The 15,343-nt window shown below is 47.5% G+C and carries 13 protein-coding genes; 4 read left to right on the plus strand and 9 right to left on the minus strand.

Annotated features, from left to right (window positions below):
- Positions 1-74: 74 nt before the first annotated feature.
- The gene (locus MHI24_RS01725; RefSeq protein WP_340023841.1) at positions 75-1,025 is read left to right on the plus strand and encodes an alpha/beta hydrolase; all 951 of its coding nucleotides are present in this window, start codon (positions 75-77) and stop codon (positions 1,023-1,025) included.
- A gap of 74 nt (positions 1,026-1,099) precedes the next feature.
- On the opposite strand, the gene MHI24_RS01730 is transcribed toward MHI24_RS01725, so the two are convergent.
- From MHI24_RS01730 to MHI24_RS01760, 7 genes are all read right to left on the minus strand, one after another.
- A complete protein-coding gene (locus tag MHI24_RS01730; protein ID WP_340023842.1) occupies positions 1,100-1,456 on the minus strand; it encodes a hypothetical protein in 357 nt (118 codons plus the stop codon).
- Positions 1,457-1,545: 89 nt separating this feature from the next.
- Positions 1,546-2,772 carry an aminotransferase class I/II-fold pyridoxal phosphate-dependent enzyme gene (locus tag MHI24_RS01735; RefSeq protein WP_340023843.1) on the minus strand — a complete coding sequence of 409 codons (1,227 nt, stop codon included), beginning with the start codon at positions 2,770-2,772 and terminating at the stop codon, positions 1,546-1,548.
- Between the two features lie 483 nt (positions 2,773-3,255).
- Positions 3,256-3,639: a RidA family protein gene (locus MHI24_RS01740; protein ID WP_340023844.1), complete on the minus strand. Its 384-nt coding sequence runs from the start codon at positions 3,637-3,639 to the stop codon at positions 3,256-3,258.
- A 76-nt stretch (positions 3,640-3,715) separates the two neighbouring features.
- Entirely contained in the window at positions 3,716-5,203 is a 1,488-nt protein-coding gene (nhaC, locus tag MHI24_RS01745) for a Na+/H+ antiporter NhaC (protein WP_340023845.1), read from the minus strand.
- A gap of 39 nt (positions 5,204-5,242) precedes the next feature.
- On the minus strand, positions 5,243-6,412 hold the full coding sequence (locus MHI24_RS01750; protein WP_340023846.1) for a MalY/PatB family protein: 1,170 nt from the start codon (positions 6,410-6,412) through the stop codon (positions 5,243-5,245).
- A 36-nt stretch (positions 6,413-6,448) separates the two neighbouring features.
- Entirely contained in the window at positions 6,449-7,132 is a 684-nt protein-coding gene (locus tag MHI24_RS01755) for a PAS domain-containing protein (protein ID WP_340023847.1), read from the minus strand.
- A 1,049-nt stretch (positions 7,133-8,181) separates the two neighbouring features.
- Complete coding sequence (locus tag MHI24_RS01760; RefSeq protein WP_340023848.1) at positions 8,182-9,366, minus strand: collagen-like protein; 1,185 nt, start codon at positions 9,364-9,366, stop codon at positions 8,182-8,184.
- Positions 9,367-9,734: 368 nt separating this feature from the next.
- Here MHI24_RS01760 and MHI24_RS01765 point away from each other — a divergent pair, with 368 nt between their 5' ends.
- On the plus strand, positions 9,735-10,202 hold the full coding sequence (locus tag MHI24_RS01765; protein WP_340023849.1) for a hypothetical protein: 468 nt from the start codon (positions 9,735-9,737) through the stop codon (positions 10,200-10,202).
- Positions 10,203-10,920: 718 nt separating this feature from the next.
- On the opposite strand, the gene MHI24_RS01770 is transcribed toward MHI24_RS01765, so the two are convergent.
- Positions 10,921-11,421: an AAA family ATPase gene (locus tag MHI24_RS01770; RefSeq protein WP_340023850.1), complete on the minus strand. Its 501-nt coding sequence runs from the start codon at positions 11,419-11,421 to the stop codon at positions 10,921-10,923.
- Between the two features lie 135 nt (positions 11,422-11,556).
- Here MHI24_RS01770 and MHI24_RS01775 point away from each other — a divergent pair, with 135 nt between their 5' ends.
- Positions 11,557-11,730, plus strand: coding sequence for a hypothetical protein (locus MHI24_RS01775; RefSeq protein ID WP_340023851.1), 174 nt, complete (start codon positions 11,557-11,559; stop codon positions 11,728-11,730).
- Positions 11,731-11,810: 80 nt separating this feature from the next.
- Here the strand turns inward: MHI24_RS01775 and MHI24_RS01780 are convergent, their stop codons facing one another.
- Positions 11,811-13,601: an ABC transporter substrate-binding protein gene (locus tag MHI24_RS01780; protein WP_340023852.1), complete on the minus strand. Its 1,791-nt coding sequence runs from the start codon at positions 13,599-13,601 to the stop codon at positions 11,811-11,813.
- Between the two features lie 151 nt (positions 13,602-13,752).
- On the opposite strand from MHI24_RS01780, the gene MHI24_RS01785 reads away from it, so the two are divergent.
- On the plus strand, positions 13,753-14,994 hold the full coding sequence (locus MHI24_RS01785) for an MFS transporter (RefSeq protein ID WP_340023853.1): 1,242 nt from the start codon (positions 13,753-13,755) through the stop codon (positions 14,992-14,994).
- The last annotated feature ends 349 nt before the right edge of the window (positions 14,995-15,343 follow it).

A 15,343-nucleotide genomic window follows, 5' to 3' on the forward strand; every position in this document is an offset into this window, starting at 1 on the left:
TCAGACAAGTGTATGGCGGTTATGGATGAAGGAGAGCTTGACCTCAATCAGATCGAAGAAGGAGCGTGTGATTCATGCCAGAACATAAGAAAATTGTTCTTGAACCAGCAGCACAGAAATTCGCCGACGACAACGCTAAGCCTCCCTTTCTGCCCGATCTGGGTCCGGAAAAAGGCCGTGAAACGGTGAATACCGTCCAGTCCGGCGACATTACGAAGCCCGAAGCGGAGCTTCAGGATCTGACCGTCTCAGGCGGCCCCGGCGGCGAAGTGAAGATCCGCATTGTCCGTCCGCCCGGCACCTCCGGTACTCCCCTGCCGGTCATTCTCTATATTCATGGAGCAGGCTGGGTCTTCGGCAACAGCCACACCCATGACCGACTGATCCGTGAGCTGGCAGTTGGCGCTGGAGCGGCGGCGGTATTCCCTGAATACAGCCTGTCCCCCGAAGCCAAATACCCTACAGCCATTGAAGAAATCTATGCCGTGCTGGAATGGATTGCTGCAGAAGGCTCCGTCCATCGTCTGGATGCCTCCAGACTGAGTGTAGCCGGAGACAGCGTCGGCGGCAACATGACCGCTGCCATCACCCTGATGGCCAAAGAACGCAGCGGTCCGGCCATCTCCAAGCAGTTGCTTTTCTATCCGGTAACAGACGCTTCCTTCGACACAGAATCCTATCATCAGTTCGCGGAAGGCTATTTCCTCCAGCGCGAGGGAATGAAATGGTTCTGGGATCAATATACCACCGATCCTGACGAGCGGGCCCAGATTACGGCCTCTCCGCTGCGGGCCAGTCTGGACCAGCTTAGCGGTCTGCCGGAGGCCCTGATTATTACCGGGGAAGCCGATGTTCTTCGGGATGAAGGCGAGGCCTATGCGAACAAGCTACGCGAAGCCGGAGTCCCTGTCACAGCTGTGCGGTTCCAGGGCATCATCCACGACTTCGTGATGCTGAATGCCCTGGCAGATACTAACGCCAACAAAGGAGCTTTACTGCTGGCCACCGCCTGGCTGAAGCAATAATCTCCTGCGGCATAATAAGGAAGCCCGTAACGGAGCATCACTCCGCTGCGGGCTTCTTTTCGTGGATAACCTTTTTATTTACGCTGGGAGTAGAACTCCACCGCCTTAAGCAGCATATCCTTGAGTGAACCGAAGGAGGTCGTCTTCGATACATGCTCATCGAGCTGATCCGTCGGGAGCGACTTCATTTCCTCTGCCGAGCCGGCAGTGAAGCCTCCTTGTTGCAGCAGGTCCTTCAAGGATTCGAACGGAGTGAACTTTTGCAGAAAGGGACTCGACAGCAATTGATCCAGCGGCAGCTTCTCCAGCAGTTGATCAAGAGGCAGCTTGTCCAGCGGTAATTTCTGCAGCAGCTCTCCTACTCCGCCTTCTTTGAGGGAGCCGACTAATCCTTGCAATTTATCGCCCAATCCTCCAATGTTAAATCCCATAAGGTCAACCTCCTGAATAGCTGTAGTTGTTCCTTATTACCCCGAATTCCGTTAAACGAATTATATTAGTTAACATAATATTGATTATGTTAACTTATCGTACCTGAACGCAGGAACTCTCCGATTCTCCGGGCAGCTTCCAGGAGCTGCTCTTCCTCCTCTACCAGCGCAATCCGCACATACCCTTCCCCCTGGCTGCCAAAAGCATCTCCCGGAATGACCGCCACCCCGGCGCTCAGCAGCAGATCATGCGCGAAACGGCGCGATCTTCCAGCTTCTCTCTTAGCACCGTAGGCTTCCGGCAGTTTTGCCCAAATAAACATAGTGGCTTCCGGCGCGGGCACCGTCCACCCTTCCCGCTTAAGGGCCTCCACCAAAAGATTCCGCCGCCGCTCATACAGCTTAGCAACGCCGTGGTCTGGCCCGGAGACTATAGCCTGCTCCAGCGCCACAACCGCCGCTTCCTGAACCGGCTCAAAGACGCCGTAATCCACATTGCTCTTCAGTTCCCGCAGCGCTCCAACCGCCTGGGCATTGCCGGTCAGGAAGCCGATGCGGCAGCCGGCCATGTTAAAGCTTTTGGAGAAGGAATGAAATTCAACGGCAGTATCCCGCGCGCCCGGTATCTGAAGAATGCTGATCGGCCGGTACCCATCGAAGCCCATCTCGGAATAAGCCAGATCATGGACAACCAGCACCTCCCATTTGCGGGCAAGCTCCACAAGCCGCTCCATGTAAGCCAGATCGACCGTAACCGAAACCGGATTCCCGGGAAAACTGAGCAGAATGAAAGAAGCTTCGCGCCAGACCTCATCGGGAATACTCTCCAGATCAGGCCGGAACGCATTCTCCTCCAAAAGCGGCAGCGGCCAGCCCCTGACGCCTGCCAGTGCCAACGCCCCTGAATAGATGGGATAACCGGGGTCCGGCACAATCGCCAGATCGCCCGGATTGCAGACCGCAAGCGCCAGATGCGCCAGCCCGTCCTGCGAGCCCATTAGTGACACGATTTCCTCTTCGGGATCTACTTCTGCACCGAAACGCCACTGCATCCATTTAGCCGCCTGATTCCGAAACGCTGCACTGCCCTTGGATGACGGATAAGCGTAGCTGTCTTCCCGCAGCACTGCATCACTTAATGCCTGACGAATCTCGGGCAGAGGCGCCCGGTCGGGACTCCCGATTCCAAGATCGATAACTTCCAGTCCCGATTGCCGGGCCTCGGCCTTCCACGCGGCCACCTCCGCGAAGATCGATGATCCGAGATGAGACAGCTTATCTGATCTCCATTTATGCTGCTTGCTGCTATGTATCAATTGGACTCCCTCCAGCATATCTTTTTTCAATAGTATAGCATGGGCTCCGGTGTCTGAAGTGAAGAAAGAACAGGTTCATCCTGGTGATGGATATTAGTTCCATTAATCTTATATTATTCTACCAAATAGCCCCTATTTAAGATGGCAAACTGTACGAGAAGTCATATAAAAATCGGTCTGAAGTGAAACCGCGTATAATTTATGTTATACGCTGTTTTTATTTGCCTTCTTATTAAAAAAGGTCTCCGAAATAACGCTTGCCTTAAAGAGCTCTTTAAGGTACAGGATAAGGAAGAAGCCGCCTATTCCGTCTGAAAATAACCCATAAGGAGTGATCCGGCCAGTGACATTCACAATCAAAGAAATAGCTGGAGGAAAATGCTGCCGCGGCGGATATCCCTCTCCTAAAGGAAGACCTCGACCTCAACTGGCTAAAGCCATAATAAAAAAGCCCCCGGTTTCCCGGAGGCTCATCGGTATTGGTTATTTTACCGCGATCACTTCAATCTCCACAAGTCCGCCTTTCGGCAGCTTCGCAACCTCAACTGCGCTACGTGCCGGATAAGGGTCCGCAAAGAAAGTGGCATAGACTTCATTAACCATTTGGAAATCACCCATGTCCTTTAGAAATACCGTCGTTTTCACTACATGCTCCATGGCATAATCTGCCGCTTCCAAAATTGCCTTCACATTAGTTAGCGATTGCTTCGCCTGCTCCGATACAGAATCCGGAAACTCTCCTGCAGCATTCATTCCAAGCTGCCCGGAAGTAATAATCATATTCCCAAATTGTACAGCCTGTGAGTAAGGACCGATAGCACCTGGAGCGTTTGAAGTTGCAATTGTTTTTCTCTCTTGTTTTACCATAAAAATTCTCTCCCTTTATCCACGCATTAATATGCTTTTTTTCTGTTTTCACAAGCGAGGGGTGTGATCCTCCCTCTTATAATGTTTTAGCTGCTTTTGCATCATCATATTCCTCGAGCATTTCCTGCTGCTGCTCCGGAGTCAGCTTGGTGATACCAAAGCCTGTAAAACCCCATATGATCGCAAAGATAATACCTGTCCAGCAGAGAACTGCCCAAGGCAAATATGACAGAGTTGCGACGCCAAGCGTACCAGCCATATAAGCCCCTGCTGCGGTCCACGGCAAGATCGGTTCAATAATGGTAGCGGAGTCCTCAATGGTTCTACCCAGGTTCTTCGGATGCAGTCCGCGGCGAATGTAAGCCTCTCGCAGCATTTCACCAGGCATCAGGATCGATACCTGCCCATTACTCGTTACCCCGATCATAGTCAGACCGGTAGCAATTGTTACCAAAATCAGCGATCCTGTCGAATGTACAAATTTAAGAATATTACCTACAATCAATTCCAGAGACTTCGTCAGCGATATTACACCAGCAAATGTAATGGCACAGAAACAGATCAACAATGTACCCATCATTGAGTTCATACCACCGCGATTCAGAAGGCGAGGAATATCCGGAATCACAGCAGCTGCATCGAAGCCTTGAATGTGAACCATAGCTACATCGAAGCCGTTAATGACGGAAGCAATTACATCATACAGTGCAAACCCTTGAAAGATCATACCGTTCGCCATCGCTACAAAAGAGGAGATTAACATAACCGGGATTGTAGGCTTCTTGCGAATCGACCCATACAATACGATCAGTACCGGAAGCAGTAATAGTAAATTCCAGTTGAACACTGAACTTAAAGTATCCATAATCATAACAACCTTCTCAGGAATAGCCACATCCGAGCCACCGCTATTAAAACCAGTGATCAAGAAGACCGCTCCAGCCACGATAAATGATGGGACCGTGGTATATAGCAAATGACCTATATGTTCATACAAGTTAACTCCTGTTGATAGCGCGGCTAAGTTTGTTGTATCTGATAAAGGGGACAGTTTGTCTCCAAAATATGCCCCTGCTACGACTGCACCTGCAACAGCAGCTAGATTCGCATCAAGGCCAGCTCCTACCCCCATAAATGCTATGCCGATCGTACCTGCTGATCCCCAGGAGGTTCCTGTACATAAGGAGACAATGGAAGTGACAATGAATGCCGTAATCAGCAAAAATTGCGGATTAATAATATCAAGTCCGTAATAGATCATCATCGGTATCGTACCGCCGATCATCCAGGCGCCAATCATAAAACCGACAGTAATCAGGATCAAGATAGCCGGCATGGTCTTAGCGATCTTTTGTGCGATTGAATTCATAATGTCGTCATAGTTGTGACCAAGCTTAATAGCGATGATTCCGGCAACCACTGTGGATATAATGATTAGCGGCTCAGGTGGCAATTCGAATAGAACATATCCTATACATAACATTAAAACCATAGTAACAATCGGCAATAAAGCTAAAAACAGAGTAGGTTGCTTAACCGTCTTTTCCTTATTTGGCACAGCCATTGTAAGGTTCCCCCTATCGATGATGTAAGAAGTTATCCGCTACTTTAAAGGGTAATTGCTGGCCATTCGCTCAAAAGCCTCTTGCAATAGTGCCCTGGGAGCACCGAGATTCAGGCGAATAAATCCTTCGCCATCCACGCCAAAGGACGAACCAAAACTGACGCTAACCCGGCTCTTTTTTTGAATCCATTCCAATAAATCGCTTTCATTCCTGCTAAGAGCCGTACAATCTACCCACATAAGGTAGGTTCCTTCTGCTTTCACGATTTTCAGTTCAGGCATATGCTCAGCAAAAAAATCTTCCGTAAATGAAATATTGTCCGTAATATAAGATCGAAGCTTGTTGAGCCAATCATCACACTCCGTATAAGCCTCTTCCAAAGCAGGGATGGAAAAAAAAGTAGGATTATGAATACCAGCTTGTCGTAACCCAAGTTTAAATCGCTCTCTTAACTGCATATTGGGGATCACAATATTAGCGATTTCAAGACTTGCTAAGTTAAAGGTTTTACCTGGCGAAGTGCAAATAATGGAACGCTCCGCAATCTGCTCTGATAATTTCGCGATAATTGTATGCTCATGTCCTTCATGAATAAAATCAGCATGAATATCATCCGATACGAGCAGTGCATCATAACGAATACAGAGCTCGGCTATACGTTCCAATTCCGCTTTTGTCCATACACGCCCTGTCGGATTATGTGGAGAGATTAACAGAACAATCTTGACCCCTGCACTCATTTGGCGCTCCATATCATCAAAGTCGATTTGATATCGTCCATCTCTAAGCAGCAGTCGGCTTTCCACTAGTTTTCTGTGATTAATCTCAACAGCATTGGCGATAGGTTGATATGCCGGAGTATGTATCAAAATCCGGTCACCAGGTTCTGTGAATCTTTCGATTATAATCGATACGGCCTGTACAATACGCGGGCAGAACACAATCCATTCTTGAGGCACATCCCATCTGTAAGCTTTATCAAGCCAATGCTGTACGACCTTATAATACGGAGGGAACGCATCTGTATATCCGTAGATTCCGTGCCGCGCCATCTCGCTCACCTTATTCACGACTTGAGGAGGCGCTTGGATATCCATATCCGCAACAGAGAGAACGATCATATCGTCCCCCAAACTGTTCACAACCCCGTCCCACTTCGCGCTATTGGTACCTACTCTGCTAATCACTTGATCAAAGTTATAGCTCATGTATCTCACCTTCTTGTTTTCCATCTGGATTTCTGTTTATTTCAGCTTTTGTAAATAGCGATATACCGTAGGTTCAGATATTGATAAAGAAGTTGCAACCTGGGAAACGCCGCCTTTCAGTAAGAAAACTCCAAGCTCGTTTAATTCGCGGACAACTTCAATCTTCTCCTGCGATGACAAACGTTCCGGCGAAATTTTTAATTTGCCAATAACCGAAGTTATCATATGCTGCAGCAGATCATCTGCATTTCCCTGCAGATACTCCGTTGTTTGCTTTTCTTCCTTCGACTTTTCAACAGCAGCAACAGGCATTACATACGGGTTAGTTCCTCCTTGTAAAATATGTTGAACCCATTCAGCCGCTACTTCCATATGAGTAACGTCTATATTCAGGCAGAGCAGACCAACCAGCTTATTCTGATCATTCTTTATATAGTAGGTAGACGATCGGAAACTCTGATCGAATTTGCCTGACGCTTTATAGTTGGCTATATACTGTTCCTCATGATAAGCTTCCGATTTGAGAATTTTCAAAACAAGGTCAGTGGATGCATCACCTACTTCACGTCCGCTAATATAACCGTTCTCAATAAAAACAATTGAGTGCTCCGGATCACTGATATCATGTACAACAACTTCACATTTAGGTCCTATAATTGCCGCAATAAATGAAGCGATCGGAAAAAATCTCTCAAGATACTGCCAATTCTCACTCCTCATCAATTTGAATCCCCCTCTCTCATTCAACAATGTTTTTTTATTTTTTAAATAATAAATTATTATCTTGATAAGAGATTATCACAACTATAAAACGATTTCAACTTTTTTTGTAAATGATCTTCGTTTAAATAAAAAAGCCGCTAAAATAGCGACTTCAATGGGAATATGTTCTTCTCCCTCGACAGCGGGCTTGGGGATATCAACTCGATAGCACCGCACATGCTGGCTGCCACAGTAACTCCCTTCCATGGACGAGCTCATCGAATTAATGGATCATTGCGCTGGCCCAAGACAAAGATAGCTAAAAGCATAACCCCCGAACATATCCATTCGAAAATTATGCTTCTTTCCATATGGCTAAGCATCATCTTAATATAATCAATCCAAGATAAATTTGCGGTCATGTCCTTACCATAGCTTAATGTTTAATTTCAATATGTCAAAAAAGTAACGTCTAACATGTTTAAACTCCATATCAACTGAAACGAGTACCACTCATGTTTCTTACTCCTGCCGTTGCGCTCGTAAGGTTTGTAGTTGTTGTAAATTGCAAGAGCTAGGAATGAAACCTTATTGTAGCTCCAGCATCACCCCATTTGGTGTACTTCAACTGGCTAATACCCCCATTTTCCGTCGTGAACAGGATAATATCACAATCGAAGCTCCAGTCATCTTCCACAACCACTAAGATCTGCATAACATAATCAATTTTCACCATCTGACCTTCTATAATAGGGGTCCTACATTGGACTTAATCGAGTTCGTTGCTGTCAATGCAAGATTCTGAAACGTTGGCCGACTGTCAACAAACAGCGATGAAACTGCCGGAGCTGCTGTCGCTCCGGTTGCCTGTGGCTCCTAACGGACATCCACAGCCTTCATATTACGTATACTATTTATTCGATTTCCCTTATACTCTTTAAGCTGTAATGAGGTACGCCTGCTTATTTTCTATTTAGTTTCCAGGTTTATTACTTACTTTATCGAGCTATACCGAATTGTGACAGTAAGGATACTTTTTCCCTTGTTGAAACTACTAAAGGCTCATACTATTCAACAATTCTGGTTAAGCGTAATTCTGTATTGACGGATATTGCCTGAATAATTTGACTCATATCCACTTCCACATTAGCATTAAACGGAACTAATCTTATTTGATCACCAGCACTCAATTGACTGAACGCGAATATGACAGCGGTTTGATCAGGAATTACTGCCGTTGTGGAGATAGTAATCCAGGTCCTAGGAGGAGGAATATTGGGTAGGTTTTGGATTCGAAAGTTGCTGCTAGAGCTGCCAGCGGCCACTCTTAACCTTGCATCAATCAAGTAATATCCCGCTTGATTAACGGTTACAACATTATCTGTCAAAGTAAAAGAACCAGGAATGTTTTGTGATATATTAATGAGCGGTATTGGCGTATTCATTGTAATCACTGAAGGAGGATCTGTGTCTGCTGATGTTCTTGTGAACAAGCCAACAAGCATACTTTGCGTCGGTCCGGTGGCCCCCGTTGGACCAGTCGGGCCCGCATCCCCCGTGGCTCCTGTCGCCCCCGTTTCGCCTGTAGCTCCTGTCACTCCGGTTTCGCCTGTGGCTCCTGTTGCCCCGGTCTCGCCTGTAGCTCCTGTCGCTCCCGTTCCGCCTGTGGCTCCTGTTGCTCCCGTTTCGCCTGTGGCTCCTGTCGCTCCGGTTTCGCCTGTGGCTCCTGTTGCCCCGGTCTCGCCTGCGGGTCCTGTTGTTCCGGTTATACCTGTGGGTCCTGTTGCTCCGGTTTCGCCTGCGGGTCCTGTTGTTCCGGTTATACCTGTGGGTCCTGTTGCTCCGGTTTCGCCTGTGGCTCCTGTTGCTCCCATTTCGCCTGGAGTATTATTTCCAGCTCCTATAAGTTCACTCGACACCAGACGATGTGCAGTCACCAGCTCTCCATTCTGATCTCTTCCCCATACCGAAATTTTGGCGTCTGCCACAGCAGCATCACCCAATAAAAAATTAAACTCAACTGCATCAAAATTCGCATCATAATCTTTCGTTATCATTTGATTAGGCAAAACACTAAATAACTCTTCAACATATAATGTGCGGACGTCCGATAAATGATATCCTTGAACCCAAATATGATATACATCGGTTAAATTATGATTGACCATTCTTACGGTGATTCTCTGGGTAGACCGCAAACCACTTTCTGCAACAATAGAATTTTCGATTGGCCCCGTTGATAAAACTGCCATACTAGATGCCTCCTTTCCTCAGCTCCTGTCGGTGAATTGAGCTCATCTAATATGAATATGCATCATACTAGAAATCGTGAAATACAAGTTGCCCGTTTAAGTTCAAGAATGGGTTGAATGACCGTGTCCTGACTTCTCCTACACAAGACCATGTTGATAAAACATCTGAAGTCGAGAGCCAGATCATGGTTCTGCTCCCTGTAAAATAAAAAAGCCGCTAAAATAGCGACCTCAATGGGATTATGTTCTTGTCCCATGACCCCGTACCATCCGTGTAAAGCTGCGGTGGAAACTGGTTAAGTCCGTTCGTCTGTGATGCCATCATAATCATTGAAACACCAATCATCATTAGAATATGAACACTGATTATGAAGATAACTGTCGAACTCAGACTTACCGTTGAGAACATCCATAGTGCAATAGAAACCAAAACAAAACCTGGTAGGACGATCCATTTCGGTCCGAATTTATCAAACAATTTCCCAACAACCGGAGCTAGAACACCGTTTAATGCACTCGCTGGTAATAGAATTAAACCTGTCCTAAGCGTTGAAAAAGCCAAGGCTGTTTGCAAATACATCGGAAGAACAGGCATTGTAGATAGAATGATCATAAAGCACAGACCGACCAATAGTGATCCAATGGCAAACATTGGGTGCTTAAAAACACGCAAATCAAGTAGCGGTTTTGTCATTTTCAACTGGCGAATAGGTCCAACATTAGAAATGTTTTGTAATCCTTCTTGGTTGTTTCAAAATCCGTACCTGTTAATGCTGAAGCTTGAAAAGTTCCACTCCTCTATTTCTCTCATGTTTTTATATAGACCTCCTATATAATTTAGACAGACAATGATTAATAATCATTGTCTTGGATCTATCCATTTATGATTGGAAAATCGCAGGAACATGACTGGCTGCTCGGCGAATTGCTCTTGAACTGCCCTCGACTACCGACATAATAGCCCCTTCAATTATTCGGAGATACCAAGATCATCAAATCAGAGAGAACGATTAAAATATCCCAATCATTAGCTAATGATTTAAAGTATCACCTAGATTGGAAAAAACAGAATAAAGGGGGTTTTAGGGAAACGATATCATCTCGACCTTGATCTAGTGTTATGCAGAGAAGACGGTAAATATATGCCGAAATCATCCTTGTTCAATGCTATCTCTCGGATACTAGACCGAAGCGACCTCCCCTCCCTCCCCATTCATTCACTCCGACATACCTGTGCTGTTACTTGAGGCTGGAGCAAATATGAAATTCGTACAAGAGCAATTAGGCCACGGCAGCATTCAAATTACGTCGGATGTATATGCTCACATTTCTTCTAAAATCCAGAAAAACAACATGGGCAAGTTTGAAGTATTCACTAAAGGTATTCTTCAAAATTAAAATTTTTATGGGCATTTTGTGGGAACTCTCGTATTATTTGAATTTATAATGCTTTGCCTACAAAAAGAAAAACCCTCACGCCAGGTGGCGCAGGGGATTCGGGGATTAGTACAACGTGATATATTGTTCGCGTTCCCATTGGTGGACTTGTGTGCGTTACAAGTTCCCCTCAACAATCATATGGAGGAACTCTTTTATGATGAGATCGATCTCCTTGCCGTTCGTATTCAGTTTTTTCGTATTCATTTCTTTGTAATTCTCTAACCGTTTGATGCTATTTTCAATTTGACTCTCGCTTCTCGCATCCTGACGCATACGCTTTACCAAATTTTCTTCAGAACACATTAACGTAACTTTTATTAGTTGATATTCCTTTCCTATTAACCCTGCAAGAATTTCATCTAATATACTTTCCTTATGAATCACCCAAGAGAAGAAGACATACTCAAACATCGAATTTTCAAGGTACTGATTTAGTATATAATGGATGTTATTCATTACCATCAATTTGTTTTCTTCCGTAACATTCCACGGGTTCATTTGCCAGCACCAATCACCATCAAGCCATACTGAATTTTGTAATTCTTTGTATACCTCACTGACAATTGTACTTTTTCCGACTCCCATAGTCCCATTTACGATCACGAGCTTTTTCATAATACCCTCCCCTGAATGATTATTTGGCTGTCTAAAATAGAATACCTAAAACAAATTCTCTAGACTACATTACTTCGAATCCCCGCTGCCACCCGGGCATAGGATAGATTATTACAGACGAAAGTGGGAATACACATGTCCAAAAACAAACGCGGTAAAGCCCTCTGGCGCATGCCTTCCAGGGCAAGAGGCACCTGTCCGGTCTGCGGCAGTACCCGGATTAAACTGCTTTATTTGGGTAAGGATCCGGCGGGAAAGCAGCTTGCCGTCTGCAAGAAATGTGACGGCAAGCAGCAAAAAGCGGTATGAGTCAGGCTTAGGCGCCAACTGTACAACATGCAAAGAAACGGCTTGCCCTTCCTCTTAGGAGAGCAGCCGTTTCTTTGTACCTACTGAAATTCCGGTTTCACCCACAGCTTGGAGATATCCAGGAATCCGAAGGCTCCGACCTCAAGCCCGAACAGGCTCTGGCTAAATTGCGCCTGCTTGTTCATATGACAGCCGTATAGCACCCAACAGTTCGCGCGCAGCTTGTCTTCTGCCAGATTCAGCAGCTCTGCTCTCTCCCCCTCCGTTAGCCGGCTGAAAGGCGCCAATATCTCAGCTAATGCTAACTTCTGGCTGTCCAGCAGCAGATCATGCAGATAATTGGATTCGTTGTGGAAGTAATTAATCATTCCCCATTGCCAGTCGTCCTCAAGCACTTCTTCGCAGATGAAGAGATCCGCATGGTCAATCAGCTCTGGCAGATCATATTCGGTTACCGGATACAGCTCAAGCTTCAGTCCAATCTTCCTGCTGCGTTCCAGCAGCCATAGAGCCTCATCTTGCTCCTCTTTGCGGGTGCGGTAAGCCAGCTTCACCTCTTCCCCCCGGTATCCGCCTGCCTGCAGCAGCGCCTTGGCCTCCTCCAAAAGAGGTTCTGTGAACAGATGCCCGCTGCTCCGCCAGGGAAGGAAGCTGTCTGCCGGCAGACTCCGGCTCCCTCCCAGCTCCCGGATCAGGGCAAGCGGGCTATAGAGGATTCTCAGCGCCTGACGGATAGCCAGCTGATGATGCACCCCTGCTCTTCTGAAGTTGAACAAAATGTAGCGGCAGCCGAGCGAAGGATATTCAATGCTGTGGCCTTGAACCTCCTCCGCAGCGGTAAGCCCCCCTTGCCCTTGGCCAGTGCTGGCATCCTTAAGCTGGTACTGGCGGACGCTTGAGGCTAAGTGCGGCAAATACCAGATCTCGACCCGGTCCAGCAACGGACGGATTCCATAGTAGAAATCAAATGCGCCAAGCACCAGCACATCTGAGCTCAGATCGAGCACTTGATAAGGCCCTGTTCCGACCGGATGCTGTGAGAAATCGGCATCATAAGGCAGAATAGACATATAGATCGAGCTGAACAGATGGAGGAAGAATAGATTAGGCTGCCGGAGATCGAAGCGGATGCGGTAATCACTTTCCAGCTCCACATGTGCAATGTCCTTGAAGTGACAGGCCGCAGGACTCCCAAAGTTAATTAGACGCTGCAAGGTCTCTTTAACATCCCGTGAGGTCATCATCCGGCCATGGTGGAATCTTACGCCTTTGCGCAGATAGAACAGATAACTGGTGCGGCTCTCGTTGTACTCCCACGTATGGGCAAGCCCCGGCTGAAATACTCTGCTCTGCGCATCATAGGTAATTAATGTGCTGCAAATGTGTCCAAGCAGATACGTCTCGAATGCCGTATACACGGTCGCCGGGTCCAGCTTCTCCATTGAGCGGTTACGGGAGATGCGCAGTACCTCCTGGCCGGATGCCGAGTCCGGCTCACTCCGCAGGCCCATCTGCTTATCAAGCACCGCCAGCAGGCGATCCTTCAGCGGCTCACTCACTGGATATTCAGCCATCAGTTGGGTGGCGCTTTTCATATTACCTTTGCTGACCATATCCTGAAACAGCTCCTCCAGCACCTCATCCCGTCCGCGCAGTAAAGTTAGCTGTGAATAGTTACCTCTTCCTCTGCCGGGAACCCATTCGATCAGGGCTTGTTCCTCCAGCCTGCGCAGGATGAACTTCACATTGCGCGGAGTGCAGCATAGGATGCCGGTCAATTGCTCAATCGTTACCGGAATCGGCTGCTGGATTGAATAACTCTGGGCCAGCGCCGCAGCCAGACAGAGATAATGTGTGCTGCTGGTGTCCATATCTCGTTGCTCCTTTGTAAAGGTGAAAAGTCTCGGGTGAATCTTACACTTTTATTTCCCCCTTTGATCTATACAATTATACCTAATAGTCCGGCAACAAGCATTAACGCCGTTAACCAAATTCAACATCTGCTAGGAGACTCTGACGACTATGAAACAACATCTGCGGCACATTCATCCACTGGCCTGGACCATCATCATCGGGACGATGTTCGGGCGGCTCGTAACTTCGATGAGCATTCCTTTTCTATCCATTTATCTGACTCAGGTACTTGGCGCTTCCGCCACTCAGACCGGATTCACGGTAGCTGTCAGCTCGCTGGCCGGGGTGCTAATCAGCTTCTACGGCGGTTATATCTCTGATATCATTGGGCGCAGAATTGTGATGCTGGTGTCGGTCTTCGGCTGGGCATGCGTATTCTTCGGCTTCTCGGCAGCGCAGCATATCTGGGTCTTCTTCCTGGTGAACACGCTGAACGGGCTGTGCCGGGCTGTATTTGAACCGACCTCGCGGGCGCTGCTATCGGATATTACGCCTCCAGATCAGAAGCTGCTGGTCTTCAATCTGCGGTATGCAGCGGTGAACCTGGGTGTAGTGTTCGGCCCGATTATCGGCCTCCAGCTCGGCTCTGCCAAGTCCACCTTCCCGTTCCTGATCGCAGGAGTGGTCTATGTGGCCTATGGTATTGTATTGTTCCTGCAATTCTCGGTTCACCGTGCCAGCCTGCCGGTCCATGGAGAGGCCCGGACGCCAAAGCTGCTTGAAGCGCTCGCTACGACCGGCCGGGACAAAGTCTTTCTGCCCGTGCTGCTGGGAACGATCTTCTGCGTACTGGGCTACGGCCACTTCAGTTCTACCCTGGCGCAGTATCTGGCGATGAATACGCATTTCAGTAATGGAGGCAAGGTCTTCTCCTACATGCTGTCGCTCAATGCTGTGACAGTGCTGGTTGTGCAATACCCGCTTGTGCGTATATTCAGCCGCTTTCAGCCGCTCGTTCCGCTGATTCTAGGCAACGCCTGTGTCGCGCTTAGTCTGCTATTGTTCGGCCTGCCCGGCGGAGTCCCGCTGCTGATGTTCGGCGTCGTGCTCTTCACTGTCGGAGAGGTCCTGCTCTTCACTATGATGGATATGCTGATCGACCGGATTGCCAAGCCGGAATGGAAAGGTACCTATTTCGGCACGATCGGCTTCAACAACCTCGGCAACGTCATGGCGCCGATCCTGGGCGGGCTGCTGCTCGACCAGTTCGGGGCCGGAAATGGCCCTGCTGTGTTCGTACCGCTGGCGTTGACCACGGCGTTTGGTCTGCCATTCCTGATTACTGCGCATAAAAGACTCCGCATCCGCGAGGCCGCTGAAGCCAATGTGACCCGGCAGGTTGGCGCTTGAGACGTTAAAACACATGAATACCCCCAGACCTGCTGTAAGCTGGTTTGGGGTATTTTATTTGCGCTTATAATTGTCTTCAATTTATATAATCGTGATTTGTTAACATAATATTTTTTATGTCACCGAAGAAACGAATAATACATTCCACTAGCAGCACCTACTATCACACCAATATATTGTATTCACTTTTTCGCATACATTCGGCCAACCAACCCTCACCCAGCGCATTGTATTCGGTTTTTCACATACATTCGGACCATGCGCCATCACAGAGCCTAATGTGTTCGGTTTTCCGAATACATTCAGACCATTCCCCTTCACAGAGACCAATCTGTTCGGTTTTTCGCAT

The sequence above is a fragment of the Paenibacillus sp. FSL K6-1096 genome (assembly GCF_037977055.1).
GTDB lineage: Bacteria > Bacillota > Bacilli > Paenibacillales > Paenibacillaceae > Paenibacillus_AQ.